A 26,658-nucleotide genomic window follows, 5' to 3' on the forward strand; every position below is an offset into this window, starting at 1 on the left:
CCTTCAGCACTCCAGAACTAGCTCAACGTAGCGAGGATACTCCCTGCATCGCTGACTTCGAACTTGCCGGGTGCCTCGACGTGCAGCGTCTTGACCACGCCGTCGTCGACCACCATCGCGTAGCGCTGGGAACGAATCCCCATGCCGCGCGCCGACAGGTCCTGCTCCAGACCGAGCGCCCGCGTGAAAGCCGCACTACCGTCCGCCATCATGCGCACCTTGCCCGAGGTGTGCTGATCGCGTCCCCACGCGCCCATAACGAACGCGTCGTTGACGGACACGCACCAGATTTCGTCGATGCCGGCAGCGCGCAACTGCTCGGCGTGCTCGACATAACCCGGTACATGCTTGGCCGAACAGGTTGGGGTGAACGCGCCCGGCAATCCGAAGATCACCACGCGTTTGCCCGCCGTCTGTTCGCGCACGTCGAAGCTGTTCGGCCCGATCGTGCAGCCCGCACGGTCGTCTTCGATCAATTCGAAGACGGTTGCGTCGGGTAGCTTTTCACCCACCTTGATCATGCTCAGTCCTTCACATCGATGCGGAGCGTGCCCGCACGTTGTTGCGCCGCAGTGGATCGCGCATTTGCGCACCTGCCCCTACTTTTTGCGCTATCTGCCGGCGACAGCCACCCCTTCCGCTTCGCGAATCCGAAGAGGGCACCTGTCCTTGCCGCGTTCTTACGAAACGCAGCCTGCCTGGTCGTTCCACCCGCCACGCTCGTGCATTTCCCTGCTGGCACGCAATCCACGTGCCGCAGCGAAAGCCTGCTCGCGCGCGTCAGTCCGCCTGCTTGCGCAGGAAGGCCGGAATATCGTACGTATCGACGCCCTTTTCCTGCAGCGCCTGCACGTGCGAAGCCGCCGTGTCACGCGAAGTGCGCCACACTGCCGGCGTATCCAGCGCGCCGTAGTCTGCCGTGCTTGCGTGGTGTTGCGGAGCGTACGCATGTTGCATTGCGCCGATCGGCTGGTTGTCCGTGCCGGTACGCAGCAGCGTCATCGGTGCCGACTGCTGCTTCTTCGCCGCACGGCCCAGACCCGTTGCCACCACCGTCACGCGCAGCGCGTCGCCCATTGCATCATCGTATACCGCACCGAAAATCACGGTAGCGTCTTCCGCCGCGTAGCTCTTGATGGTGTTCATCACTTCGCGGGTTTCCGACAAACGCAGCGAACGGCTCGACGTGATGTTGACCAGCACGCCACGTGCGCCCGACAGATCCACGCCTTCCAGCAGCGGGCTAGCCACAGCCTGCTCGGCAGCCAGACGCGCGCGATCGACGCCGGCAACCGTCGCCGTGCCCATCATCGCCTTGCCTTGCTCGCCCATCACCGTCTTCACGTCTTCAAAGTCGACGTTCACCAGACCGTCGACGTTGATGATTTCGGCGATGCCTGCAACCGCGTTGTTCAGAACGTCGTCTGCGCACTGGAAGCACTTGTCCATCTCGGCGTCATCGCCCATCACCTCGAACAGCTTGTCGTTCAGAACGACGATCAGCGAGTCGACGTGATCCTCCAGTTGCTGCGAACCAGCTTCTGCCACACGCATGCGCTTGCCGCCTTCGAATTCGAACGGCTTGCTGACCACGCCAACAGTCAAGATACCCATTTCCTTGGCGATCTGCGCCACGACCGGAGCTGCCCCCGTGCCCGTGCCGCCACCCATGCCTGCGGTGATGAACACCATGTGTGCGCCGCGCAGTGCGTCTGCGATACGCTCACGTGCTTCTTCTGCTGCTGCGCGGCCCATTTCCGGCTTGGCACCAGCGCCCAGACCGGTGTTGCCGAGCTGGATCACCGCGGTGGCACGCGAACGCGACAGAGCCTGTGCGTCCGTGTTCATCACGATGAAGTCGACGCCTTGCACGCCGCGGTTGATCATGTGCTGAACGGCATTGCCGCCAGCGCCACCGACTCCGACCACCTTGATGATGGTGCCGTTGGTTTCGGTTTCCAGCATCTGGAATTCCATGTTGCCTCCGTCAAGATAAAAAATTGCAGCCACTCGGCCGTTATTCGGCAGGAGATCGGGCAACCCCCTGTCGCGCGCCAGCCGCCGGCACCAGCGCGTATTTTAAAAACCGTTCGTACAGCGAATGCTTTAGAAATTGCCCAGGAACCAGTCCTTCATGCGGGTGAAGACCTGGCCCATCGAACCGGATTGCACCGCCACCTTGCGGCCGCGCATCCGTTGCGAACGTCCTTCCACCAGCAGGCCCATCGCCGTCGAGTAGCGCGGGTTGCGCACCACGTCCGCGAGACCGCCCGCGTATTCCGGCACGCCGATCCGCACCGGCTTCAGGAAAATGTCCTCACCCAGTTCGACCATGCCGATCATCATCGACGCACCACCGGTCAGAACCACGCCGGAGCTCAGCAGTTCCTCGTAACCCGACTCGCGCACCACCTGCTGCACGAGCGAAAACAGTTCTTCGACACGCGGCTCGATCACCGCCGCCAGCGCCTGGCGCGACAGCGTGCGCGGACCGCGCTCGCCCAGACCCGGCACTTCGATCATCTCGTCCGGATCGGCAAGCGCCTGCTTGGCAATGCCGTAGTCGACCTTGATGTCTTCCGCATCCGGCGTCGGCGTACGCAGCGCCATGGCGATGTCGCTGGTGATCTGGTCGCCGGCGATCGGAATCACCGCGGTATGACGGATCGCGCCTTCGCTGAAAATCGCGATGTCCGTCGTACCGCCGCCGATGTCGACCAGCACCACGCCCAGCTCCTTCTCGTCTTCCGTCAGCACCGCCAGCGACGACGCCAGCGGCTGCAGGATCAGGTCGTTCACTTCAAGCCCGCAACGGCGCACGCACTTGACGATGTTCTGCGCCGCGCTCACCGCGCCCGTCACGATATGCACCTTCACTTCGAGGCGGATGCCGCTCATGCCGATCGGCTCGCGGACGTCTTCCTGGCCGTCGATGATGAATTCCTGGGTCAGGATGTGCAGCACCTGCTGATCGGTCGGGATGTTGATCGCCTTGGCCGTCTCGATCACGCGCGCGACGTCCGCCTGCGTGACTTCCTTTTCCTTGATCGCCACCATGCCGCTCGAATTGAACGAGCGGATATGGCTGCCGGCGATCCCGGTAAACACATTCGTGATCTTGCAGTCAGCCATCAGCTCGGCTTCTTCAAGCGCCCGCTGAATAGACTGCACGGTGGCCTCGATGTTCACCACCACGCCTTTCTTGAGCCCCTTCGATTCGCTCTGGCCGAGGCCGATCACCTCGTAGTGACCTTCGCCTTTCAGCTCGGCGACGATGGCCACGACCTTCGACGTCCCAATGTCGAGGGCGACCAGCAGATCTTTGTAGTCTTTACTCATAGCGTGCTCATTGCGTGTGATGTTCCGTTACTTCTTGCCTTTGTCGGGTTCGCTGATAAAGCGCATGCCTGCTGCGCGAATCGCGAAACCGTTCGGATAGCGCAAGTCCGCATACTCGATATCCTTCCCCCAACGTTGCGTCACTGCTGCCCACGCCGCCGTCAGGCGCCGGCTGCGATCAAACAGCGTCTGCTGATTGCGCTCGCGCCCCAGTTCCACCTGCGTGCCGTTCGACAGCTTCACCGTCCAGGCGTAACGCGGCGACAGCGTTACCTCTTCCGGCGTCGCGCCCAGCGGCGCAAACCATTTCTTGAAGTCGCGATAGCGTGCGACCACTTCCTGCGCCGTGCCGTCGGGACCGTCGAAGGCCGGCAGATCCTCTTCGAGTTCGCCCTGATTGGCCGTGAACAGTTCGCCGTCCACGCTCACCAGTTGATCGCTGCCCCACGTCCCTAGCGGTTTGTACTCTTCCAGCGTGACAGCCAGCGCATTCGGCCAGACGCGCCGCACACTCGCGTGACGCACCCACGGCATCTGTTCGAAGGCCTGGCGCGCCGCGTCCAGATCCACGGTAAAAAAGTTGCCCTTCAAGCGGCCCACTACCCCGGCGCGCACCGTTGGCGAATTGATGTGCTCGGTGTCGCCGTCGATGCGGATTTCGCGCAACGCAAAGTTCGGCCGCTGCACCAGCCAGATCCCGCCAGCCGCCAGCAGCACGAGCACCAGCAACGCGTGCAACGCGTTGGCGGCGAAATTGAGCTGGCGAACGTTGTTCCACATAGCGATAACGTCAGCCCTTCAGCGTGAGCGCCAACACGCTCACGACCAGTTCTTTGTAGCTGATGCCGACCGCACGCGCCGCTTTCGGCGGCAGCGAGTGATCGGTCATGCCCGGCGCCGTGTTCACTTCGAGGAAATACGGGTTGCCCTGTGCATCCAGCATGAAATCGGCACGGCCCCAATCGGTGCAGCCGAGCACGTCGAACGCGCGGCGCGCCAGCGTCTTCAGGCGCGCTTCCTCGGCCGGCGCCACGCCGCACGGAATCAGGTACTGCGTATCGTTGGCGACGTACTTCGCGTGATAGTCGTAGAACTCGCCCGCCGGCACGATACGGATCACCGGCAGATCCAGGTCGCCTGCAATGCATGCGGTGTACTCGCCGCCGCCTTCGATGCTCTTTTCCACCACGACGATCTTGTCGAACTTCGCGGCTTCTTCCAGCGCAGCCGGCAACGCATCGGCGCTCTTCACCTTGATTACCGCGACGCTCGAACCTTCGCTTGCCGGCTTCACGAACAGCGGCAAGCCGAGCTTGGCGACGATATCCGCCGCGCGCGCCGCATAGTCGTCACCGCGCAGCACCGCTTCGAACGGCGGCGTCGGCACGCCCAGTTGCTGCCACACGAGCTTGGTGCGGAACTTGTCGAGACCGAGCGCCGAGCCCAGTACGCCGCTGCCGGTGTAGCGAATGCCGTAGAAGTCGAGCGCGCCCTGAATCTGGCCGTTCTCGCCGTAGCCGCCATGCAGCGCGTTGAAGGCGCGCACAAAACCCTCGTCTTTCAACGCCGCGAGCGGACGCTCAGCGGGGTCGAACGGATGAGCGTCGATGCCGGCCTCGCGCAAGCCTTGCAGCACGAGGCGGCCCGAGTTGAGCGACACTTCGCGCTCGGCGGATTCACCGCCAAGCAGGACTGCCACTTTGCCGAACGTCTTAGGATCGATACTGCTCATTTCACACCTTCGCTTTGCGCGATGCGACCGGGCACACCGCCGATCGAACCCGCACCCATCGTGATCACCACATCGCCTTCACGCACCAGAGCCGCGAGCGCATCCGGCACTTCATCCACCGTTTCGACAAACACCGGTTCGGTCTTGCCCGCCACGCGGATCGCGCGTGCCAGCGCCCGGCCGTCGGCGGCGACGATCGGCGCTTCGCCCGCTGAATAGACCTCCGTCAACACCAAAGCATCGACGGTGGACAGCACTTTCACAAAATCTTCGAAGCAGTCACGCGTACGCGTGAAGCGGTGCGGCTGGAACGCCAGCACCAGACGCCGGCCAGGGAACGCGCCACGGGCCGCAGCAATCGTCGCGGCCATTTCCACCGGGTGATGGCCGTAGTCGTCGACCAGCGTGTAGGTGCCGCCGGGCTTTTCGCCTGAAGTCACCAGCACTTCGCCGTAGCGCTGGAAGCGCCGGCCTACGCCGTTGAAATCCGCCAGCGCTCGCTGGATATCGGCATCTTTCACTTCAAGTTCAGTCGCAATCGCAATGGCGGCCAAAGCGTTCTGCACGTTGTGCGTGCCCGGCAGGTTCAAAACGATGTCGATCGGCGCCGCATCTTCGCGCAGCGCCGTGAAGTGCATCCGGCCATCGTGAGCCTCGACGTTCACCGCGCGCACCTGCGCATCGGCCGCGAGACCGTAGCGAATGATCGGCTTCGAGACGAACGGCAGGATCTCCTTCACGTTCGGATCGTCGACGCACAGCACCGCAATGCCGTAGAACGGCAGGCGATGCGTGAACTCGATGAACGCCTGCTTGAGCCGCGCAAAATCGTGGCCGTAGGTGTCCATGTGATCGGCATCGATGTTCGTGATGACTTCGATCACCGGGAACAGATTCAGGAACGACGCATCCGACTCGTCCGCTTCGGCGACGATGAAGTCGCCGGTGCCGAGGCGCGCGTTCGCGCCTGCGCTGATCAGCCGGCCGCCGATCACGAAAGTCGGATCGAGACCGCCCGCGGCGAGCACGCTCGCCACCAGCGAGGTGGTCGTCGTTTTGCCGTGCGTGCCGGCAATCGCAATGCCTTGCTTCAGGCGCATCAGTTCGGCGAGCATCACCGCGCGCGGCACGATCGGAATGCGGCGATGACGCGCGGCCAGCACTTCCGGGTTGTCGCTGCGCACAGCCGTCGAGACGACCACGGCGTTCGCGCCTTCGATGTTCTCGGCGTCATGGCCGATCGCAATGCGCGCGCCGAGCGCGGCGAGGCGGTCGGTCACGGCGTTCTTCGCCAGGTCCGAGCCGCTCACCTGATAGCCGAGGTTCACCAGCACTTCGGCGATGCCGCTCATCCCTGCGCCGCCGATACCGACGAAATGAATATGTTTGACGATGTGTTTCATTGTTGCCTTCCTTCTGTGCTCGGGCTCTGGCTCGGGACGACACCTGCCACGCTCGCGCAAATCTGCGCGACCTGTTCCGTGGCATCCGGTTTCGCGAGCGAGCGCGAACGCTCTGCCATCTCCGCGAGACTCTCGCGGGTCTGGCTGCGCAACCAGGCGGCGAGTCCATCCACCGTCAGATCGCGTTGCTGCACGACCAGCGCCGCGCCGTGATCGGCGAGGAACGCTGCGTTAGTTGTCTGGTGATCGTCGACCGCATGCGGGAACGGCACGAACAGCGCCGCCACGCCCACGGCCGCAATCTCGGCGACGGTCATCGCGCCCGAACGGCAGATCACCAGATCCGCGTTCGCGTAGGCGCTCTTCATGTCGTCGATGAACGGCACGAGCCGCACGTTTGCTTCTTGACCCGCTTCACCGGCCTCACCATTGGCGGCCAGCAAACCCGCTTCCACATAGTTCGCTTTCAGCGCATCGATATGCTTCGCGCCCGCCTGATGCACCACGCGCGGACGTTCCTGCGGATCCAGCAATGCCAGTGCACGCGGCACGACTTCGTTCAAAGCCGCGGCCCCCAGACTGCCGCCAAATACCAGCACATTCAGCGGACCGCTGCGTTGGGCGTAGCGTGCTTTGGGTGGCAATGCGCGCGCAAGTTCCTCACGAATCGGATTTCCGGTCCATTCGGCATGCGGCAGCGCGTCCGGGAACGCCACGAGCACGCGTTTCGCGACTTTCGCCAGCACCTTGTTTGCGAGGCCGGCAATCGAATTCTGTTCATGCAGCACGAGCGGACGGCCGCTCAACGCGGTCATCAAACCGGCCGGGAACGTGATGTAACCGCCCATGCCGAGCACCACGTCGGGCTTCACGCGCCGCAGCACGCTCAAGCTCTGGGCGCAGGCGCGCAGCAGATTGACCGGCAGCATCAGCTTGGTCTTCAGGCCCTTGCCGCGCAGACCGCCGAAGCGCACGTATTCCATCGGAATGCCGTGCTTGGCGACGAGCGTTGCTTCCATGCCCGCGGGGTTGCCGAGCCACACGACTTTCCAGCCCCACGCCTGCATCAGATGGGCGACCGCGAGTCCCGGGAACACGTGTCCTCCGGTGCCGCCGGCCATCACCATCAGGGTGCGCTGCTGCGTGGGGGTCATACTTTCCCTCCGCGCATCAACACCCGGTTCTCATAGTCGACGCGCATCAGCACCGCGACCGCCACACAGTTCAGCAAAATGCCCGAACCACCGTAGCTGACGAGCGGCAATGTGAGACCCTTGGTCGGCAGCAAGCCGAGGTTCACGCCCATATTGATAAAGGTCTGCGCGCCGAACCACAGGCCCATGCCCTTCGCCACCAGCCCCGCAAAGGTGCGATCGAGCGCCAGCGCCTGACGGCCGATTTCGAACGAGCGGCGCACGATCCAGTAGAACATCAGGATCACCACCAGCACGCCCACAAAACCCAGTTCCTCGCCGATCACCGCGAGGATAAAGTCGGTATGCGCTTCCGGCAGGTAGTTGAGCTTTTCAACGCTACCGCCGAGGCCCACGCCAAACCATTCGCCGCGCCCGAAAGCGATCAGCGAGTGCGTCAATTGATACGCCTTGCCCTGCGCGTAACGGTCGTCCCATGGATCGAGGTACGCGAAGATCCGCTCACGACGCCACGGCGACGCCCACACCAGCAGGCTGAAGGTGCCGACCGCGGTCGCCACCAGGCCGCCGAACAGCTTGCCGTTCACGCCGCCGAGGAACAGAACGCCCATCGCGATCGCGGCGATCACCATGAAAGCGCCCATGTCCGGCTCGAGCAGCAGCAACGCGCCGACCACGCCCACGGCAAACGCCATCGGCAAAAATCCCTTGGCGAAGCTATGCATGTATTCCTGCTTGCGCACGGTGTAGTTCGCCGCGTAGATCGTCACGGCGAGCTTCATGATTTCCGACGGCTGCATGTTCGTGATGCCGAGCGGGATCCAGCGGCGCGCGCCGTTCACGCCCTTGCCGATGTGCGGAATCAGCACGATCACAAGACTCAGTAAGGCCAGCAGGAAGAGCTTCGGCGCGTACTTGTCCCAGGTCGAAACCGGAATCCGGAAGGCGATCACGCCCACCACCGAGCCCATCACCACGAAGATGATCTGGCGCACGAGGAAGGCCCAGTCGCGATACGACGAGTACTTCGGCGAGTCCGGCATCGCAATCGACGCCGAGTACACCATCACGATGCCGAGGCCCAGCAGCGCGATCACTACCCACAGCAGCGAGTGGTCGTAATCGAGCATGCGCGAGCGCAGCGGACGCACGCCGTTGACGGCGCTCGCGAGGCCGCTCGTGGTGCGGCCTGCGCTCGCATCGCCGACTGAGCCGCGCTGCTTGGCGAGGCGCGAACCGAAGCGTTCCGACCAGCTCATATCATCGTCCCCCGCTCGGCAGCGATGTCTTCAACCGTGCTGCGAAACACCGCGGCACGATGCGCGTAACCCTTGAACATGTCGAAGCTCGCACAGGCCGGCGACAGCAGCACGGCATCGCCCGGCTGCGCGAGCGCTGCCGCGGCAAGCGTGGCTTCTTCGAGCGTGGCGTGATCGGTCATTGCGATACCGGTGTCGGCGAGCGCGGCGCGAATCAGCGGCGCATCGCGGCCGATCAGCATCACCGCACGGCACCAGCGCATCACCGGTGCGGCGAGCGGGTCGAATTCCTGGCCCTTGCCGTCGCCACCGGCAATCAGCACCGCGCGCTGCGCGAGGCCGTCGAGCGCCGCGACGGTCGCACCGACGTTGGTGCCCTTGCTGTCGTCCACATAGTCGATGCCGTCGATCGAGGCGATCAGCTCCACCCGATGCGGCTCGCCGCGGTACTCGCGCAAGCCATGCAGCAACGGCGCGCCCGGCAAATCGATCGCGCGCGCCAGCGCAAATGCGGCGAGCGCGTTGGCGGCGTTATGCAGGCCGCGGATGCGCAGCGCATCGGCCGGCATCAGGCGCTTGAGGCCGATGCTCGGCGGTGCGGCGGTTTCGTTCTTGCGACGACGGGTCGGCGCGGGTTCGTCGGTGGCGTCACGGTCATGAGCTTCAACGAGCCAAATGATGCCGTTGTCGCGCATCAGGCCGTAGTCCCCGGGACGCGTCGGCTCGGTGACACCGAAGGTGACCACCGGCGCCGTTGCCTCGGCGGCGGGCGCGAGCGCCATCACGCGAGCGTCGTCGCGGTTCAGCACCCGCACGGTCTCTGCTGCGAAAATCCGGCCCTTCGCCGCGGCGTAGGCGTCGAGTCCGCCATGCCAGTCGAGGTGGTCCTGCGTGATGTTGAGAACGACCGCCGCATCCGGGGCAAACGTATGCGCCGTTTCCAACTGGAAGCTCGACAGTTCGAGCACCCACACATCGGGCAGCGCGGTGTTGTCGATCGCTTCGGTCAGCTTGTCGAGCGCGGCGGGGCTGATATTGCCTGCCACCGCGACCTTCTTGCCGGCGCGTTCGCACAGCAGGCCGGTCAGACTCGTCGTGGTGGTCTTGCCGTTGGTGCCGGTGATCGCGATGACCTTCGGCGCATAGCCGCTCTCGCCCAGCGTCTTCAGCGCCTGGGCGAAAAATTCAAGCTCGCCCCAGACCGGGATGTCCTTTTCGCGTGCTTCGGTAATCAGCGGCAGCAGGTCGGCGGCAAGCGGCGACAAACCGGGGCTGATCGCCACCAGTTCGACGCCTTCGAGCAGCACAGGCGAAAACGGACCGCCGACAAAGTCGGCATCGATGCCATGCGCTTCCAGCCCGGACAGGTTCGGCGGCACCTCGCGCGTGTCAGCCACGCGCAGCCGACACCCGTGCCGCGCGCACCAGCGCGCCATCGCGAGACCCGATTCACCGAGTCCCAGCACGAGCACCATCGGCTTTTGCCGATCCCGAAACTTCTCGCCAAACATCGCTTTCCCTTTTTACTTCGTCAACTGCTTAACGCAACTTGAGCGTGGACAAACCGAACAGACACAGCATCAGCGTGATGATCCAGAAACGCACGACAACCTGCGTCTCCTTCCAGCCGGACAATTCGAAATGGTGATGCAGCGGCGCCATCTTGAAGAGGCGCCGGCCTTCGCCGTAACGGCGCTTGGTGAACTTGAACCAGGTCACCTGCAGCATCACGGAGAGCGTCTCCGCCACGAAGATGCCGCCCATAATGAAGAGCACGATTTCCTGGCGCACGATCACCGCGATGGTGCCGAGCGCGCCGCCCAGCGCCAGCGCGCCGACGTCGCCCATGAACATCTGCGCGGGGTGCGTGTTGAACCAGAGGAACGCGAGCCCTGCCCCACCCATCGCGGAACAGAAAATCAACAGTTCACCGGCGCCGGCGATATGTGGAAACAGCAGGTATTTCGAGTACACCGAGCTACCCATCACATACGCGAACACACCGAGCGACGCGCCCACCAGCACGACGGGCATGATCACCAGACCGTCGAGGCCGTCGGTCAGATTCACGGCATTGCTGGCGCCGACGATCACCAGATACGTCAGCACGATGAAGCCCCACACGCCGAGCGGATAGCTGATCGACTTGAAGAACGGCAGCATCAGATCGGCGTGCGGCGGCAGACCCATCGACAGGCCGCTACGCACCCACGCCATGAACAGGTCGAACACTCGCACGTTGCTCGCTTCGGACACGCTAAAGGCGAGATAAACGGCGGCAAACAGACCGATCACCGATTGCCAGAAATACTTCTCGCGCGACGACATGCCGCGCGGGTCCTTGTAGACCACCTTGCGGTAATCGTCGACCCAGCCGATCACGCCGAAACCGAAGGTGACGAGAATCACAATCCAGATGAAACGGTTGGTCAGGTCGGCCCACAGCAGCGTCGACACCGCGATGCCGAGCAGGATCAGCACGCCGCCCATGGTCGGGGTGCCGGATTTGACGAGGTGGGTTTGCGGGCCGTCTTTTCGGACGGCCTGACCCACCTTCATGGCCGTCAGCTTGCGGATCACCGCCGGGCCGCAGACGAGCCCGATCAACAGCGCGGTGATCGTCGCCGCGACAGCCCGGAAAGTCAGATAACTGAACACGCGCAAGAAGCTTGCGTCATTCTGCAGCCATTGCGCCAGCGCCAGTAGCATGCTTCGGTCCTTCTATTTCAATGTGCGCCGGGCGCCGCGCCCGGTGCGATGGGTTGTGGACTCGTTACGGCGTCCACCACGCGTTCCATTTTCATGAAGCGCGAGCCTTTCACGAGAAGCGTTGCTGCAGCGCCGTTTCCTTCCAATTGAGCGGCCTGCAGCAGTTGTACGACGAGCGCGGCGACATCGTCGACGTGATGCGCACCTTCGCCATAGGCGGTGCAGGCATCGCGCGACGCATCGCCGAGCGCGTACAGCGCGTCGATGCCGCGCTCTTTGGCGTAAGCACCGATTTCACGGTGAAACGCCGGACCGTTGTCGCCGACTTCGCCCATGTCGCCCATCACCAGCAGGCGCGGGGACGGCCGGGAGGCAAGCACGTCGATCGCAGCGCGCATCGAATCGGGGTTGGCGTTGTAGGTGTCGTCGATCACCGTGGCGCCGGCCAGCGCGCCGAGCGCCGCGCGCTTGACCTGCAGGCGTCCTTTCACCGCGCCGAACGATTCGAGCCCGCGCTGGATCGCGTCGAGCGAGACCTCTGCGGCCAGCGCGGCGGAAGTGGCCGCCAGCGCGTTGTGCGCGTTGTGGTCGCCGAGCACCTGCAGCGTGACGTCGAGGTGGCCTTCCGGCGTATCGATGCTCAGCAGGTTGCCGGTGAACGTGCCGGTCACGGCGGCCTCGGTCGTGCGGTCTGCGGAGTTGAGCGCGAAGTCGATGATGCGGTTGCCGGTGGCGGCCACACGCCAGATGCTCGCGTAGGCGTCATCTGCCGGAAACACCGCGACGCCCTCAGGGGACAGCGCGTGAATCACGCTGGCATGTTCCAGCGCGACCGCTTCCACGGTTGCCATGAACTCCTGGTGCTCGCGCTGTGCGTTGTTCACCACCGCCACCGTCGGCTCGGCGATCTTGCCGAGCAAGGCGGTTTCGCCGGGGTGATTCATGCCGAGTTCCACTACCGCCAGTTGATGCGCGGCGCTGAGACGGAACAACGTAAGCGGCAGGCCGATGTCGTTGTTGAAGTTGCCGGCGGTAGCCAACCGGGCGTCCGCACCGACCGCCGCCGCGAAGATCGACGCAATCATTTCCTTGACCGTCGTCTTGCCGTTGCTGCCCGTCACCGCGACGAGCGGCATCGCGAAGCGACGGCGCCAGCCGCGTGCGAGCGCGCCCAGCGCGGCTCGCGTGTCGGCCACCTTCAAGGCGGGCACTTGCCAGTCGGCCGGAATGCGCGTGACCAGTGCCGCGGCGATATCGCGGACGGCCACGTCGGACAGGAAATCGTGCGCGTCGAACCGGTCGCCCTTGAGCGCGACGAACAGGTCACCCGGACCTGCGGTGCGGCTATCGGTCGACACATGCTCGAACGTGATGCTGTCGTCACCCAAAACGGTCGCGCCCGGTATCAACGCCGCAGCTTCGCGCAGAGAAAACATCGTCATTCGCCACCTCCGCGAGCGTGCGTCGCACGGGCGGCCAGCGCCAGACGTGCGTGATCCTGATCGGAGAAAGCGCGTTTCTTACCCATGATTTCCTGTGTTGCTTCGTGCCCCTTACCCGCCAGCACAATCACGTCTTCGCGCGCCGCAGTACGAATCGCCTGCAGGATGGCGCTTGCACGATCCTCAATGCGGCGGGCCTTCGACGCGTCTTTCATGCCGGCCGCAATCTGGTCGAGAATCTTCTGCGGGTCTTCGCTGCGCGGGTTGTCGCTTGTCACGACCACACCGTCCGCCAGCTTTTCCGCAATCGCGCCCATCAGCGGACGCTTGGTCGCGTCGCGATCGCCACCGCAGCCGAACATGCAGATCAGTTCGCCGCCGCGCGCCGCCGCCATCGGGCGCAGCGCTTCGAGGGTCTTTTCCAGTGCGTCCGGCGTGTGGGCGTAGTCGATCACGACGAGCGGCTCGTCGTTCTGCAGGCGGCCGCCCAGGCGTTGCATGCGGCCGTTGACGGGCTCGAGCTTCGCCAGTTCGGCCAGTGCCGCGTCGAACGGCACGTCCGCGGCGAGCAGCGCGCCGAGCACGCCCAGCAGGTTGCTGACGTTGAAGGCGCCGAGCGTCTGGACTTCGACTTCGGCGTCGCCCCAGTCGGAGGTGGTCAGATAAAACGCCGTACCGGTCGCGGTCGCACGGACGTCGGTCGCGTGCAGCCAGGCGTCGGCTTGCGGCGCTGCGGTGTCCGGCGCCTCGGTGCGCGTGCCAAGCCCGTAGGCGATCGTGCGTGCGTGACCCCGGGTGCTGGCAAGCAGTCGTTGGCCGGCTGCGTCGTCGTGATTGATCACCGCGCAACGCAGCTCCGGCCATGCAAACAGACGCGCCTTGGCGGCCTCGTAAGCGGCGAAGGTGCCGTGGTAGTCCAGGTGATCCTGGGTGAGATTGGTGAACACGGCAATATTGAAGGCCGTGCCGTTCACGCGCCCCTGATGCAGCGCATGCGACGACACTTCCATCGCCACCGCCTTGGCACCGGCATCGCGCAATTGCGAGAGACTGCGCTGCAGCTGCGGCGCGTCCGGTGTCGTGAAGCCGGTATGCACCAGGTGACCAGGCATGCCGCTACCCAGCGTGCCGATGATCGCGCAGGGCGTGCCGAGCGCGCTCAGCGCGGCGGCAATCCACTGGCTGCACGAGGTCTTGCCGTTGGTGCCCGTGACGCCGACCACCCGCATCGCGTCGCTCGGGTCGCCATACCAGCTACTGGCGATCGAACCCGCCAGCTCGTTCAACGCCGGCACAGCGAGCGCCAGCGTGGAATCCGGCGTGCCGGTGAAATTCTCGGGTTGAAACAAAACCGCAGCCGCGCCGCGTTCGATCGCGCTGTCGATAAACGGGCGGTTGTCGGCGCCGTCGACCGCGTAGGCGAGAAACACGTCGCCCGCCGCGAGCGAGCGCGAATCGGCGTGCAGATGAGCACCTGGCTGCACGCGGGCGTGCAGCCAGGTGAGTGCGTCGGCGATTTGCCGGTGCGCTGGATGCTTCGAACGTAGCGCACTCATCGAACCACTCCTGGATGGCTTTTCGCGTTGGCCGCGATGGTCATTTTCCTGGCGCCGCCGCCCGTAGCGAGCTTCTTGGCGGCCGGGGGCGGCAGGCCCGGGGCGGCAGGAGCGACCGGCGCCGAATCGTCCGATACCACCATCTGCTTGACCGGCATGTCAGGGGGAATATTGAGCGAGCGCAGGGTGTCCCCGGCGATCGCCGAGAACACCGGACCCGACACCTGGCCGCCGAAGTGGCTGCCGGCCGTCGGCTCATCCACCGACACGGCGACCACGATGCGAGGATCCGGCATCGGCGCCATGCCGACGAACGACGCGCGGTACTTCGATTTGTCGTAGCCGTGCGCGCCGTGCTTGTATGCCGTGCCGCTCTTGCCGCCGACGCGGTAACCCGGCACCGCTGCATCGGGCGAGGTACCGCCGGGCGCGACCACGGTTTCGAGCATCGCGCGCACTTCGCGGGCGGTGACCGGCGAGAAAATCTGCGGACCGCTGGCGGGCTGATCGCCCGGCGAGCGGAAGATGGTCACCGGCATAATTTCGCCGTCGTGCGCGATGGCAGTGTAGGCACGCGCCAACTGGAACAGCGACGCCGACAAGCCGTAACCGTACGACATCGTCGCCTGCTCGATGCGGCGCCAGCTCTTCCACGGCCGCAAATGGCCCGCGGTCGCGCCGGGGAAGCCGATTTTCGGCGCCTGGCCAAGACCGATGCTGGTATACATATTCCACATCTCTTCGGGCTTGAGCGTCATGGCGATCTTCGTCGCGCCGATGTTGCTCGATTTCTGAATCACGCCGCCAACCGTCAGCACGCCGAACGCGCTGTCGTCGGTGATCGTCGCGCCATCGAGATTGAAGTGGCCCGGCCCCGTGTCTACCAGTGTAGTCGGCGCCACGCGATGCAGATCGAGCGCGAGCGAGATCGTGAACGGCTTCATGATCGAGCCTGGCTCGAACTCGTCCGTCAGCACCCGGTTGCGCAACTGGTCGCCGGTCAGGTGCGAGCGGTCGTTCGGGTTGAAGGTCGGATAATTGACGAGCGCCAGCACTTCGCCGGTACGCACGTCGATCACCATGGCCGCGCCGGCCTTGGCCTTGAATTTCTCAACCGCGGCCTTCAGGTTGGTGTAGGCGATGTACTGGATCTTGCTGTCGATGGCCAGATCCACGTCCTGGCCGTTGTGCGGCACGACCTGTTCGTCGACGTCCTCAATAATGTGCCCCATCCGGTCCTTGATGACGCGGCGGATGCCCGGCATACCCTCGAGCTGCTTCTGGTCACCGAGTTCGACGCCTTCCTGGCCCTCGTCCTCGACATTGGTGAAGCCGATCAGGTGGGCCGCAATCTCGCCTTCCGGGTAGAAGCGCTTGTATTCGTCACGCTGATAAATGCCGGGAATGTCGAGCGCAGCCACCTGTGCGGCGACGTCGACCGGCACCTGGCGTTTCACATAGACGAAGTTCTTATCTTCGGAGAGCTTGGCGCGCAATTCGGTATTCGTCATACCAAGCAGCTTGCCGAGCGCGGCCAGCTTGTCCGCGCCGAGATCGTCCGGCACAGCTTCGGGAATTGCCCAAATGGCGCGCACCGGCAAGCTCGTGGCCAGGACAAGGCCGTTACGGTCGAGAATCTTGCCGCGCGTAGCCGGCATCTCCAGCGTGCGCTGATAGCGGCTTTCGCCCTGCTTCTGATAGAACGCGTTGCCCGGACCCTGAATCCAGAAGGCACGGCCAGCGAGCGCGACGAACGCCATGAACAGCATGAACACGACGAGCTTCGAGCGCCACATCGGCAGGCGCACGGAGAGGATCGGGTTCGATGCGAACGGAACGCTCTTGCGGTTCGACGTCTTTTTCATCGCGCGCCCCCGTGACGGGTGGTGAGCGGGGTCGATGCCGAGGCCGGCGCCGAAGTCGGCACTGGCGCATCTTCAGCCGTGGCGGCGCCCGGGTCGAGCGTCAGATATTGGGTGCGGCCGGTCGTGACGGACTGCATTTTCAGCGAGTCCGTCGCAATCTGCTCGATGCGCGAAGTCTTCGACATCGCGCTCTGCTGATATTGAAGCTGCGAGTAGTCCTGCTGCAGCTGGCGCTCCTGAGATTGCGCGCGCTGCAACTGGATAAAGATCTGACGCTGCTGATTCGTGGCGTTGACTACAGACAAGGCACAACCCATTACAACAATCAGCAGAAAGATATTGAGGCGGCTCATGGCGCGATACGCTCCGCCACACGCATCACAGCAGAACGGGCGCGCGGATTCGCGGCGACTTCAGCGTCGCTCGCGAACACGCGGCCAATGATCTTGAGCGGCGGGCTGGGCAGGTCGACCGCACGGATCGGCAGGCGACGGTCGACCGCAGGCGTACTGGCGTGCGCCTGCATGAACCGTTTGACGATCCGATCCTCGAGCGAATGAAAGCTGATCACGACCAGCCGCCCCCCTTGCTCCAACAGCGCCAACGCTGCTTCTAAAACGACTTGCAGCTCCGCAAGCTCTTGATTGATGTGAATCCGTATAGCTTGAAAGGTGCGGGTTGCCGGATCCTTGCCCTTCTCACGGGTCTTGACGACGTTAGCCACGATTTGGGCAAGCTCGCCCGTGCTGACGAGAGGCCCAAGACGGTCGGACTCTGCCCGGCGAGCAACAAGCGCCTTTGCAATCTGAAAAGCAAACCGTTCTTCCCCATAATCTCGTATTACCTCCGTCAGTTCCTGCACCGTGGCCCGCGCCAGCCAGTCAGCAGCAGACTCGCCGCGTGTCGGGTCCATCCGCATGTCGAGCGGGCCGTCGGCGCGGAAGCTGAAGCCCCGCTCCGGATCGTCGACTTGCGGCGACGACACGCCCAGATCCAGCAACACCCCCGACACCCGCCCTACCCCGCGCTCCGCAATTGCGTCGCGCAGTGAAGCAAAACTCTCGTGCACGATCTCAAAGCGCGGATCGGCAATTTTCTGCGCCGTGGCGATGGCGAGCGGGTCTTTGTCGAACGCAATCAAGCGCCCCGACTCGCCCAGCTTGCCCAACACAGCACGGCTATGACCGCCGCGTCCGAACGTGCCGTCCACATAGACGCCGTCCGGGCGCTTGACCAACGCCTCGACCGCTTCTTCCAGCAGCACCGTGCGATGCTGCAATTCGTTTCCCATCGCAGGTGCCATATATGTATGCCGCGATCAGAACGTGAAATTCTTCAACGCGTCGGGCATGCCCTGCGCCATCGCCGCCTGTTCCTTGGCCGCGTAGGTTTGTGCATCCCACAACTCGAAGTGACTACCCATGCCCAGCAACATGACTTCCTTTTCCAGCGAAGCCGCCATCCGCAATTCAGGAGAGACCAGCACGCGACCCGCGCCGTCCAGATCGACATCCGAAGCATTGCCAAGGAAAATCCGGCGCCACCAGTGGGCGTCCATTGGCAGCGCAGCGATCTTGGTGCGGAAGACTTCCCATTCCGGGCGCGGAAATAGCAACAGGCAGCCGTCCGGATGCTTGGTGATCGTCACCCGGCCTTCTGCCTGTCCTTGCAGCGCATCCCGATAGCGAGCCGGGACGGACATCCGCCCCTTCGCATCGAGTGTTAGCGCCGACGCCCCTTGGAACACTTCCGCTCTCCCCTGTCGACCAGCGTTAGCGCTTCAACGCTTTACTCTGGCCCATGCAACCTAGTTGCGATCACGGCGCGGCGCGCCGCTCGCCTGTTCTCGAAAATTTACCCGAATACCCCTCGGGAATCACACAAAAATACACTTTCTCACACTGTCTCCCACTTTAGAGGAAGGCTAAACAGGGGTCAAGGGAGAAGCGCGGATTTTTAACGAAATTTGTTTGTTAGAACAAGGACTTAGCGCGACTCCTTCACGTCAGACCTAAAACGGAAAACCGTTATAAATGAATGCACTAGTGCAACTTGTGAAGGTGATACGTGAAAAGTACGGGCGAAAGGCGTGGAATCTAAGCGATCTGCGGCGGGGGATCAGACGAATCAGCGGAGGGTTTGAGGCGATTAAGCGGACGGCACGCACGGTGCCGTCCCACTTCAGAGCGATTAAACGTAGTAAGCAGTCCGGGTCATGATTTTCGACGCAGCGCGCATTAACGCACGTGCGGGAAACGGCAGCTCGACACCGCCAGCGTCAAGCGCGGCTTTGCCATGCGCGGCTTCATCAGCACGCATCTGTTCAACGATGGCGCGCGACGCGAGATCCGCCTCGGGCAGCTTCTCCAGATGGCCGTCGAGATGCTGCTCGACCTGGCGCTCGGTCTCCGCCATGAAGCCGAGGCTCACCCGGTCCCCAAAGCGGCCAGCGACCAGACCCACTGCAAGGGCGCCGGCATACCACAGCGGATTCAGCAGGCTTGGCCGCGAGTCGAGCGCCTCGAGGCGACGCGCCGTCCACGCCAGATGATCTTCCTCTTCGCGGGCCGCGTGCTCGAATGCCTCTTTCAAGGCAGGCGAACGGGTGGCGAGCTTTTGCGCCTGGTAGAGCGCTTGGGCGCACACTTCGCCCACATGGTTGACCCGCATCAGGCCCGCGGCATGCTCGCGCTCCGCCGGCGACAGTTCCGGCGCCTCGGCCGACTCAGGCGGAACCGGAACAGGGCGACTCATCCGCGACACGCCCGTCATTGAGCGTAAACCCCGATCCAGTTCAGTAATCAATTCATCCAACACCATCCAGCCCTCCCGGTTCGACACACCAGCCCGGATCCCCCAAAGCTCCGTGTGTCGTGCGTTTGCGGAGCAAATCGCGCGCCGGGAACCCCGGTTAAGGGCTGATTTCATGGCTAATTTCGGATTTTAGACCATGTTGCGTAAACGAAACAGGCGCGTTCCGAGCAACCTGCTTTTTCTTTGTGCAGGGTATGCCTTTTGTTACATTACCTGCAACTTCTCGCGAAGTTAGATAGCAAGGCCCCCGCTGCACCATAAATATTCGCCTTGTACAAAAAATTCGCATTTCCTTGGAGATCATTCGATGAAAAAGTCGCTTCTCGCTCTAGCAGCATTGGGCGCGTTTGCTGGTGTCGCTCATGCGCAGAGCAGCGTGACCCTGTACGGCATCATTGACGAAGGTTTCAACGTCAACACCAACGTGAAGGGCCAGCACCTGTACAACCTGTCGGCTGGTGTTCTGCAAGGCAGCCGTTGGGGCCTGCGCGGTACTGAAGACCTCGGTGGTGGCCTGAAAGCAATCTTCGTGCTGGAAAACGGTTTTGACGAGAACACCGGCAAGATGAATCAAGGCGGTCTCTTGTTCGGCCGTCAAGCTTATGTCGGTCTGTCGAGCAACTACGGCACGGTCACGCTGGGTCGTCAGTACGACTCTGTGGTTGACTACGTCGGTCCGCTGGAAGTTGGTGACCAATGGGGTGGCTACATCGCTGCTCACCCGGGCGACATCGACAACTTCAACAACGCGTACCGCACCAACAACACGATCAAGTTCACCAGCCAGAACTACAACGGCCTGACGTTCGGCGGCACGTATAGCTTCGGCGGCATTGCGGGCAATGTCACGGGGAACCAGATCTGGTCGTTGGGCGCTGGCTACAACAACGGTCCTCTCGTTCTCGGCGTCGGTTACTTGAACGCACGCACCCCGGCAGCGTCGGGTGGCCTGTTCAACAACGGCGGCACGGCATCGGCAGCGGACGCCGCTGTGACGTCGACGATCTATGAAGGCTTCACGTCGGCTAACACGTACCAGGTCATCGGTGCGGGTGGCGCGTACACGTTCGGCGCAGCAACGATCGGCGCAACGTACTCGAACATCCGTTTCGGCAACCTGGGCAAGACGTTCGCATCGCCTTACACCGGCCAATCGGCTACGTTCAACAACGCGGAACTCAACTTCAAGTATCAGTTGACCCCGGCATTGCTGATCGGCGCTGCATATGACTACACGCGCGGCGTAGAAATCGCTGGCGCATCGCGTGCTCAGTACCACCAGGGCGCACTTGGCGTGGACTACTTCCTGTCCAAGCGTACCGACGTGTATCTGACGGGTGTGTATCAACACGCTTTGGGCGACACGCTGAATACAGCAGGCGCTGTGGTCGACGCAACGGCAAACATCAACAACCTGACGAATTCGGCGAACCAGAACCAGTTCACGGCTCGCATCGGTATCCGCCACAAGTTCTAATAAGTCGTAACAAAGCGGTATGCCTCAAAGGCGCCTTCGGGCGCCTTTTTTTATTGGACGCGAAGTGCGGTTACGCTGCGGGTGGTGCGTGTGACGGATGCCTGAGACTGGCGAGCGACCCCACGGGCTCGGTTCGCGGCCCGAATGCCCTACCGCAAAACGACAAAAAGCCCAACAGGTATGCGCCTATTGGGCTTTTCTTGTTGCTACCGCAAGGGTAAGGCGCGCGCTACACCCGGCCGTCGCGCAATTCGCGTCGCAAGATCTTGCCCACGTTGCTCTTCGGCAGCTCCGTGCGGAACTCGATGAGCTTCGGCCGCTTGTAACCGGTAAGCTGCTCCTTGCAGAACGCAAAGATGTCCGCGTCGGTCAGCGCCTGATCCTTCTTGACCACAAACAGCTTCACCGCTTCGCCCGAATGCTGGTCAGGCACGCCGACTGCCGCGACTTCGAACACGCCCGGCAGCTTGGCAACCACGTCCTCGACCTCATTCGGATACACGTTGAAGCCGGACACCAGAATCATGTCCTTCTTGCGATCGACGATCTTCACGTATCCAGCGTCGCTCACAATGCCAACGTCGCCCGATTTGAAGAAGCCATCCGGCGTCATCACCTTGGCGGTTTCATCCGGCCGGTTCCAGTAGCCGGCCATCACCTGCGGACCGCGAATGCAGATTTCACCCGGCTGGCCGAGAGGCACCTCGTTGTTTTCATCGTCGCGAATCGAGATTTCGGTCGACGGCAGCGGCAGACCAATCGTGCCGCTGTAAGAGGTGACCGTCACCGGGTTGCAGGTCACGCACGGCGAAGTCTCGGACATCCCGTAACCTTCGACGATCGGGGCATGGGTCTTTTCAAACCAGCGCTTGGCCACGGCTTCCTGCACCGCCATCCCGCCGCCATTCGCGACAAGCAGCTTCGAAAAGTCGAGCTTGTCGAAATCAGGATGGTTGAGCATCGCGTTATAGAGCGTATTCACCGCAGGGATGGTCGTGATCGCGTATCCCTGCAACTCCTTGATCATGCCGCCGATGTCGCGCGGGTTTGGAATCAACACGCCGAGGCCGCCCGTGCGAATCGTCAGCAGGCCACAGACCGTCAAGGCAAAGATGTGATAGAGCGGCAGCGCCACGACCGTAATGAACTGATCGATGTCGCCTCGTCCTTCTCGAGCCGGGTCGAGCCAGATTTGCGACTGCAAGACGTTGGCGATCAGATTGCGATGCGTGAGAGTTGCGCCTTTGGCAACCCCGGTTGTGCCACCGGTGTACTGCAGGAACGCGACGTCCTCCGGTCCTTGCTTGACCGGCTTGAATTCGTGGCGCGCACCTTCCGCAATCGCGGCGTTGAACTTGACGTGGCCGGGCAGACTCCACGCCGGCACCATCTTTTTCATGCGGCGCACGACAAAATTGACGATGAGCCCTTTCGCGCCCATCAAATCGCCCATCGCCGCAACGATCACATGCTTGATCGCGGTGTTGCGCACCACCGCCTGCAGCGTGACCGCAAAATTTTCGAGCAGGATGATGGCTTCGGCGCCGCTGTCCTTGAGCTGATGCTCGAGCTCGCGCGGCGTGTACAGAGGGTTCACGTTCACCACCACGTAGCCGGCACGCAGAATGGCCGCGATCGCCACCGGATACTGCAGCACGTTCGGCATCATGATGGCGATCCGAGCGCCGCGCGCAATGCCCTTCGACTGAAACCAGGCCGCAAGCTTGCGCGACAAGGCGTCGAGCTCGCCATACGTGATCTGCTTGCCCATGCAGACGAAGGCCGGCTTGGTGCGATATTCCCGGAAACTTTCTTCGAACAGGTCTGCAACGGACGAGTATCGACTCGTATCGATCTCGGCTGGAACGCCGGGCGGATATGATTTCAGCCAGATTTTTTCCATGCGGCGTCTCCTCCTTTATTTTCGAATGGTCGTGCTAAAAACGCATCGTAGCATGCGGCCCACCCCACTATTCGTGAAATGCACATGGGTTAGACGCCCCCCTCGAACGCGGTTTGCAGATGATGGCGCGCCATGCACGGCGGTGAATGATTGGGATTTCAAACGCGCTCGACTTCGACGAGGCAGTCGTAGAAGGTGGCCGAGCCGCCAAGATCGGTTAGCGCCTGGCTCGTCACCTGGTTCGCATTGCGGCCGTCGGGGGCAAGCTTTTTCCACCAGATTGAGAGGCCGACCACGAGACCCTCGCGCGCTTTGTCGGTGACGCGCGCGCGGGCCTGCATCGAGCCGCGATCGTTAAAGATACGCACAAGATCACCATCCATTACCGCACGATGCCGCGCGTCGGCGGGGTGAATATCGAGGTGAGGTTCACCTTCCGTCGAGCGCAAACTCTCGACGTTGACGAACGTGCTGTTCAGGAAGTTACGGGCCGGTGGCGAGATCATCGCCAATGGATAACGGGCTGCGAGCTTCGGGTCGCCGTCGACGGACTCGTAGGGCGGTAAATAGTCCGGCAGCGGATCGAGCCCCTGCTGCGCGAGACGCTCGCTGAAAAACTCACACTTGCCCGATGGCGTGCGGAAGCCACCTTCGGCAAACGGTGCGTCGGGCAGATTGAGTTTCGCCCATCCGCTGCGCTTCAACGATTCCCAGTCGACGCCGTCAAAAACCGGGTCATTCCAGCGGAACGCGTGCGCGGCCACGGTCTCGTCGCTCTCGAACAACGCGGGCTCCTGGAGGTTCATATGGCGAGCGATGCCGCGGAAAATTTCAGTGTTAGGCCGCGCCTGCCCCACCGGCTGGATAGCCGGAAGGTTCACCATCACGTGGGTGTGGCCGTAGGACTTGTGCAGGTCGAGGTGTTCAAGCTGGGTGGTCGCGGGTAGCAACAAGTCGGCGTAGTCCGCCGTGTCAGTCTGGAAATGCTCGAGGACGATCGTGAACAGATCCTCTCGCGCGAAGCCTGCGGCGACCCGCTCCGAGTCCGGTGCGACCGCGACGGGATTCGAGTTATAGACGATCACCGCCTCGACCTTGGGACCGAACTGCGCGTCGCCAGGATGCAGCAAGGCGTCGCCAATTGCGTTCATGTTGATGACGCGCGGTTGCGTGGCCGGCCATCCGGGAATCAGGTCAGGACGTTGCAAGGCGTGAGAATCAACTGGCGCCCATCCCGACGACGAAAGCAGAGCCCCGCCGGCCCGCTCGCGCCAGGCACCGGTCAGCGATGGCAGACAGGCAATCGCGCGCACAGCGTTGCCTCCGCCGCGCACTCGCTGCAGACCGTAATTCATCCGGATCGCGGCCTTGCGGGTTCCTCCGTACTGACGGGCCAGGTCGACAATCGTTTGTTCGTCGATGCCACAGATTTGCGCGGCGCGGGTGGGTGTGTACGTGAGCGCACGCGCCTTCAATGCCTCAAAACCCAGCGTGTGGTCGGCAATATAAGCATGGTCGAGCAGATCTTCGGCGATCAGCACATGCATCATGCCGAGCGCGAGCGCGCCGTCGGTACCGGGTTTGAGCGCGATATGCTGATGGCACTTTTCTGCCGTCAGCGAACGATACGGGTCGATCGCGATAAGGCGTGCGCCGCGGCGCTTGGCCTCTTGAGCACGAGTCCAGAAATGTAGATTCGACGCGATTGGATTCGAACCCCAGATGAGGATGAGCTCGCTTTCGGCGAAGAACTCCGTCAGCATGCCGAGACTCGCACCATAGGTGTATTTGAGTCCGGCGGCGCCGGCTGCCGCACAAATCGTGCGGTCAAGTTGGGACGCGCCAAGCTTGTGGAAGAACCGCTGGGCGATGCTATCGCCTTGCACCAAGCCCATCGTGCCCGCATAGCTGTAAGGGACGATCGCCTCGGGTGCACGAGCCGCGATCTCCGACAAACGCGTCGCCGCTAGCTCGAGCGCTTCATCCCAGCCAATAGGCTCGAAGCGGCCCTCGCCCTTTGCGCCGACGCGACGCATCGGCGTCGTCAGCCGACGCGGATGATGGACACGCTCGGCATAACGGCTGACTTTGGTGCACAACGCACCTTGGGTCGGTGGATGATCTGGATCTGCTGCCACCTTGACCGCACGCCCGTTCTCGACGGTCACGCGCATCGCGCAGGTATCCGGGCAGTCGTGCGGACAGACTGCGCGGGCAAATTCGATCGGGGCATTCATTCAGACGATCCGTGAAAGAGCGACTTGTCGCGAAATGCGATTTTATTCCTTCCGCAATCACCTGCATGCAGCCGTGCCGCCAAAAATGCCGGGGAGCGTAGAATTGGTCATTACCGAGCCCGGGCAAAGATGCCTCGAGCAACTCACTGCACAGCGAAGTACACCTCATCATGAAACTAATCCCTGAAATCCAGGCCGCCCACGGCGAAATACAAACACTCCGACGAACAATTCACGCCCACCCAGAGCTGCGTTACGAAGAGACCCAGACATCCGATCTGGTCGCGAAGAGCTTGAGCGACTGGGGGATCGAGGTGCATCGCGGGCTCGGCAAAACTGGGGTCGTGGGCATTCTGAAGCGCGGCAGCAGTGAGCGATCAATCGGCCTAAGGGCCGACATGGATGCCCTTCCGATTCACGAACTCAACAGCTTCGAGCATCGCTCGCGCCATGAAGGAAAGATGCACGCCTGTGGCCATGACGGCCATACGGCCATGCTGCTGGGCGCAGCGCGGCACCTGGCCAAGTATGGCGAGTTCGACGGCACGATCGTCTTCATTTTCCAACCGGCCGAGGAAGGTGGCGCGGGCGCACAGGCGATGATCGACGACGGACTGTTCACTCGCTTTCCGGTCGATGCAGTTTTCGGCATTCACAACTGGCCGGGTATGCCGGCAGGGCATTTCGGTGTAACCGAAGGCCCGATCATGGCATCGAGTAACGAATTTCGCATTGAAATCAAAGGCGTAGGTTCCCACGCTGCGTTACCGCACAACGGCCGCGATCCGGTGTTCACGGCGGTGCAGATCGCCAGCGGGCTGCAGAGCATTATTACGCGCAACAAGAAACCGCTCGACACCGCGGTGCTATCGATCACGCAGATTCACGCCGGCGACGCGGTGAACGTGGTTCCCGATGATGCCTGGATTGCGGGAACTGTACGGACATTCACCACGGAAACGCTCGATCTGATCGAGACACGCATGCGCAAGATTGCCGAGAATACCGCCGCGGCATATGACTGCTCGGTGAATGTGGTTTTTCATCGAAACTATCCGCCGACCGTGAATAGCGGCGCAGAGACGCGATTTGCTGCTTCCGTCATGAAAGAGATTGTCGGTGCGGAAAAGGTCGACGAGGCCGTCGAGCCGACGATGGGCGCCGAAGACTTTTCGTTCATGCTGCTGGCGAAGCCGGGTTGTTATGCCTTTCTCGGGAATGGCGAGGGTGGGCATCGGGACGCCGGGCACGGAGCAGGCCCGTGCATGCTGCATAACGCGAGTTACGACTTCAACGATGAGCTTTTGCCGATTGGCTCGACGTATTGGGTCAGGCTGGCGCAGAAATTCCTTGCGCAGGCGTAGTCGATCTCGGTCGGTTTTCTGAACGCGGGACGGTGGGTTCGTTCCGCGTATTCCGCGTGGGTAGTTGTAGCCTGCCGGCTGGCTTGACGCACTTCCGGGCGCGTAAACGCAAAAACCCCGCCTTTGAGAGGCGGGGTTTCTGGTCTTGCTAGGGAGCCTGACGATTACCTACTTTCACACGGGAATCCGCACTATCATCGGCGTGGAGTCGTTTCACGGTCCTGTTCGGGATGGGAAGGGGTGGTACCGACTCGCTATGGTCATCAGGCATGACTTGTTGCCGTGTCGCCTTTGTGGGCGGCACAGCCAATCTGGAAGAAGTAGCTGAGAGGATGCCTCTCGTTTGATGCGGGTTGTGTTGTTTCTGGCACAACACTGATCACTCAACCTGTGCGTGGTGTCCT

21 protein-coding genes and 1 rRNA gene are annotated in these 26,658 nt (G+C 62.7%); 2 read left to right on the forward strand and 20 right to left on the reverse strand.

Annotated elements, in window-relative coordinates; translation table 11 throughout:
* Positions 1–17: 17 nt before the first annotated feature.
* The 17 genes from BLQ92_RS22670 to coq7 all read right to left on the reverse strand — a co-directional run bounded on the left by BLQ92_RS22670 (position 18) and on the right by coq7 (position 19,279).
* Positions 18–521, reverse strand: coding sequence for a peroxiredoxin (locus BLQ92_RS22670; protein WP_090686765.1), 504 nt, complete (start codon positions 519–521; stop codon positions 18–20).
* 259 nt (positions 522–780) lie between these two features.
* The gene (gene ftsZ, locus BLQ92_RS22675; protein ID WP_074302666.1) at positions 781–1,977 is read right to left on the reverse strand and encodes a cell division protein FtsZ; all 1,197 of its coding nucleotides are present in this window, start codon (positions 1,975–1,977) and stop codon (positions 781–783) included.
* A gap of 129 nt (positions 1,978–2,106) precedes the next feature.
* A complete protein-coding gene (ftsA, locus tag BLQ92_RS22680; protein ID WP_074262553.1) occupies positions 2,107–3,339 on the reverse strand; it encodes a cell division protein FtsA in 1,233 nt (410 codons plus the stop codon).
* A gap of 27 nt (positions 3,340–3,366) precedes the next feature.
* The gene (locus BLQ92_RS22685) at positions 3,367–4,119 is read right to left on the reverse strand and encodes a cell division protein FtsQ/DivIB (RefSeq protein WP_090686766.1); all 753 of its coding nucleotides are present in this window, start codon (positions 4,117–4,119) and stop codon (positions 3,367–3,369) included.
* A gap of 10 nt (positions 4,120–4,129) precedes the next feature.
* Positions 4,130–5,071: a D-alanine--D-alanine ligase gene (locus tag BLQ92_RS22690; protein ID WP_090686767.1), complete on the reverse strand. Its 942-nt coding sequence runs from the start codon at positions 5,069–5,071 to the stop codon at positions 4,130–4,132.
* A complete protein-coding gene (gene murC, locus BLQ92_RS22695) occupies positions 5,068–6,474 on the reverse strand; it encodes a UDP-N-acetylmuramate--L-alanine ligase (RefSeq protein ID WP_090686768.1) in 1,407 nt (468 codons plus the stop codon). The genes BLQ92_RS22690 and murC overlap by 4 nt, the downstream gene beginning before the upstream one ends.
* On the reverse strand, positions 6,471–7,628 hold the full coding sequence (gene murG / locus BLQ92_RS22700; protein WP_090686769.1) for an undecaprenyldiphospho-muramoylpentapeptide beta-N-acetylglucosaminyltransferase: 1,158 nt from the start codon (positions 7,626–7,628) through the stop codon (positions 6,471–6,473). Before murG ends, murC begins: the two co-directional genes overlap by 4 nt.
* The gene (ftsW, locus tag BLQ92_RS22705; protein ID WP_090686770.1) at positions 7,625–8,887 is read right to left on the reverse strand and encodes a putative lipid II flippase FtsW; all 1,263 of its coding nucleotides are present in this window, start codon (positions 8,885–8,887) and stop codon (positions 7,625–7,627) included. Before ftsW ends, murG begins: the two co-directional genes overlap by 4 nt.
* Positions 8,884–10,398 (reverse strand): UDP-N-acetylmuramoyl-L-alanine--D-glutamate ligase, encoded by a 1,515-nt coding sequence (gene murD, locus BLQ92_RS22710; protein WP_090686771.1) that lies wholly within the window; start codon positions 10,396–10,398, stop codon positions 8,884–8,886. The genes ftsW and murD overlap by 4 nt, the downstream gene beginning before the upstream one ends.
* A 28-nt stretch (positions 10,399–10,426) precedes the next feature.
* Positions 10,427–11,596 carry a phospho-N-acetylmuramoyl-pentapeptide-transferase gene (mraY, locus tag BLQ92_RS22715; protein ID WP_090686772.1) on the reverse strand — a complete coding sequence of 390 codons (1,170 nt, stop codon included), beginning with the start codon at positions 11,594–11,596 and terminating at the stop codon, positions 10,427–10,429.
* Positions 11,597–11,613: 17 nt separating this feature from the next.
* Positions 11,614–13,038, reverse strand: coding sequence for a UDP-N-acetylmuramoyl-tripeptide--D-alanyl-D-alanine ligase (locus BLQ92_RS22720; RefSeq protein WP_090686773.1), 1,425 nt, complete (start codon positions 13,036–13,038; stop codon positions 11,614–11,616).
* Entirely contained in the window at positions 13,035–14,594 is a 1,560-nt protein-coding gene (locus tag BLQ92_RS22725) for a UDP-N-acetylmuramoyl-L-alanyl-D-glutamate--2,6-diaminopimelate ligase (protein ID WP_090686774.1), read from the reverse strand. The genes BLQ92_RS22720 and BLQ92_RS22725 overlap by 4 nt, the downstream gene beginning before the upstream one ends.
* Positions 14,591–16,459, reverse strand: coding sequence for a peptidoglycan D,D-transpeptidase FtsI family protein (locus tag BLQ92_RS22730; RefSeq protein WP_090686775.1), 1,869 nt, complete (start codon positions 16,457–16,459; stop codon positions 14,591–14,593). The genes BLQ92_RS22725 and BLQ92_RS22730 overlap by 4 nt, the downstream gene beginning before the upstream one ends.
* Positions 16,456–16,812 (reverse strand): cell division protein FtsL, encoded by a 357-nt coding sequence (ftsL, locus tag BLQ92_RS22735; protein WP_090686776.1) that lies wholly within the window; start codon positions 16,810–16,812, stop codon positions 16,456–16,458. The genes BLQ92_RS22730 and ftsL overlap by 4 nt, the downstream gene beginning before the upstream one ends.
* Complete coding sequence (gene rsmH, locus BLQ92_RS22740; protein WP_090686777.1) at positions 16,809–17,762, reverse strand: 16S rRNA (cytosine(1402)-N(4))-methyltransferase RsmH; 954 nt, start codon at positions 17,760–17,762, stop codon at positions 16,809–16,811. The genes ftsL and rsmH overlap by 4 nt, the downstream gene beginning before the upstream one ends.
* A 15-nt stretch (positions 17,763–17,777) precedes the next feature.
* Positions 17,778–18,206 (reverse strand): division/cell wall cluster transcriptional repressor MraZ, encoded by a 429-nt coding sequence (mraZ, locus tag BLQ92_RS22745; protein WP_090686778.1) that lies wholly within the window; start codon positions 18,204–18,206, stop codon positions 17,778–17,780.
* A 443-nt stretch (positions 18,207–18,649) separates the two neighbouring features.
* Positions 18,650–19,279: a 2-polyprenyl-3-methyl-6-methoxy-1,4-benzoquinone monooxygenase gene (coq7, locus tag BLQ92_RS22750; RefSeq protein WP_090686779.1), complete on the reverse strand. Its 630-nt coding sequence runs from the start codon at positions 19,277–19,279 to the stop codon at positions 18,650–18,652.
* A 301-nt stretch (positions 19,280–19,580) separates the two neighbouring features.
* Between coq7 and BLQ92_RS22755 the strand changes: the two genes are divergently transcribed.
* Positions 19,581–20,750: a porin gene (locus BLQ92_RS22755; RefSeq protein ID WP_090686780.1), complete on the forward strand. Its 1,170-nt coding sequence runs from the start codon at positions 19,581–19,583 to the stop codon at positions 20,748–20,750.
* Between the two features lie 229 nt (positions 20,751–20,979).
* Here the strand turns inward: BLQ92_RS22755 and BLQ92_RS22760 are convergent, their stop codons facing one another.
* A complete protein-coding gene (locus BLQ92_RS22760; protein ID WP_090686781.1) occupies positions 20,980–22,653 on the reverse strand; it encodes a long-chain fatty acid--CoA ligase in 1,674 nt (557 codons plus the stop codon).
* A 158-nt stretch (positions 22,654–22,811) separates the two neighbouring features.
* Complete coding sequence (locus BLQ92_RS22765; protein WP_090686782.1) at positions 22,812–24,890, reverse strand: molybdopterin-containing oxidoreductase family protein; 2,079 nt, start codon at positions 24,888–24,890, stop codon at positions 22,812–22,814.
* Between the two features lie 170 nt (positions 24,891–25,060).
* On the opposite strand from BLQ92_RS22765, the gene BLQ92_RS22770 reads away from it, so the two are divergent.
* Positions 25,061–26,254, forward strand: coding sequence for a M20 aminoacylase family protein (locus BLQ92_RS22770; RefSeq protein WP_090686783.1), 1,194 nt, complete (start codon positions 25,061–25,063; stop codon positions 26,252–26,254).
* A 155-nt stretch (positions 26,255–26,409) separates the two neighbouring features.
* On the opposite strand, the gene rrf is transcribed toward BLQ92_RS22770, so the two are convergent.
* Positions 26,410–26,522: ribosomal RNA gene (rrf, locus tag BLQ92_RS22775) — 5S ribosomal RNA — on the reverse strand.
* Positions 26,523–26,658: the final 136 nt, after the last annotated feature.

The organism is Paraburkholderia phenazinium (assembly GCF_900100735.1).
GTDB classification, from domain to species: Bacteria; Pseudomonadota; Gammaproteobacteria; order Burkholderiales; family Burkholderiaceae; genus Paraburkholderia; species Paraburkholderia phenazinia.

Bases quoted from the DNA above. Each gene is read 5' to 3' on its own strand.
- BLQ92_RS22690 (WP_090686767.1), bottom strand. From the start codon at position 5,071: ATGAGCAGTATCGATCCTAAGACGTTCGGCAAAGTGGCAGTCCTGCTT.
- ftsA (WP_074262553.1), bottom strand. From the start codon at position 3,339: ATGAGTAAAGACTACAAAGATCTGCTGGTCGCCCTCGACATTGGGACG.
- ftsZ (WP_074302666.1), bottom strand. From the start codon at position 1,977: ATGGAATTCCAGATGCTGGAAACCGAAACCAACGGCACCATCATCAAG.
- BLQ92_RS22720 (WP_090686773.1), bottom strand. From the start codon at position 13,038: ATGACGATGTTTTCTCTGCGCGAAGCTGCGGCGTTGATACCGGGCGCG.
- murC (WP_090686768.1), bottom strand. From the start codon at position 6,474: ATGAAACACATCGTCAAACATATTCATTTCGTCGGTATCGGCGGCGCA.
- ftsW (WP_090686770.1), bottom strand. From the start codon at position 8,887: ATGAGCTGGTCGGAACGCTTCGGTTCGCGCCTCGCCAAGCAGCGCGGC.
- mraY (WP_090686772.1), bottom strand. From the start codon at position 11,596: ATGCTACTGGCGCTGGCGCAATGGCTGCAGAATGACGCAAGCTTCTTG.
- BLQ92_RS22725 (WP_090686774.1), bottom strand. From the start codon at position 14,594: ATGAGTGCGCTACGTTCGAAGCATCCAGCGCACCGGCAAATCGCCGAC.
- murD (WP_090686771.1), bottom strand. From the start codon at position 10,398: ATGTTTGGCGAGAAGTTTCGGGATCGGCAAAAGCCGATGGTGCTCGTG.
- BLQ92_RS22685 (WP_090686766.1), bottom strand. From the start codon at position 4,119: ATGTGGAACAACGTTCGCCAGCTCAATTTCGCCGCCAACGCGTTGCAC.
- coq7 (WP_090686779.1), bottom strand. From the start codon at position 19,279: ATGGTGTTGGATGAATTGATTACTGAACTGGATCGGGGTTTACGCTCA.
- BLQ92_RS22770 (WP_090686783.1), top strand. From the start codon at position 25,061: ATGAAACTAATCCCTGAAATCCAGGCCGCCCACGGCGAAATACAAACA.
- BLQ92_RS22760 (WP_090686781.1), bottom strand. From the start codon at position 22,653: ATGGAAAAAATCTGGCTGAAATCATATCCGCCCGGCGTTCCAGCCGAG.
- BLQ92_RS22755 (WP_090686780.1), top strand. From the start codon at position 19,581: ATGAAAAAGTCGCTTCTCGCTCTAGCAGCATTGGGCGCGTTTGCTGGT.
- ftsL (WP_090686776.1), bottom strand. From the start codon at position 16,812: ATGAGCCGCCTCAATATCTTTCTGCTGATTGTTGTAATGGGTTGTGCC.
- murG (WP_090686769.1), bottom strand. From the start codon at position 7,628: ATGACCCCCACGCAGCAGCGCACCCTGATGGTGATGGCCGGCGGCACC.
- BLQ92_RS22670 (WP_090686765.1), bottom strand. From the start codon at position 521: ATGATCAAGGTGGGTGAAAAGCTACCCGACGCAACCGTCTTCGAATTG.
- BLQ92_RS22730 (WP_090686775.1), bottom strand. From the start codon at position 16,459: ATGAAAAAGACGTCGAACCGCAAGAGCGTTCCGTTCGCATCGAACCCG.
- rsmH (WP_090686777.1), bottom strand. From the start codon at position 17,762: ATGGCACCTGCGATGGGAAACGAATTGCAGCATCGCACGGTGCTGCTG.
- BLQ92_RS22765 (WP_090686782.1), bottom strand. From the start codon at position 24,890: ATGAATGCCCCGATCGAATTTGCCCGCGCAGTCTGTCCGCACGACTGC.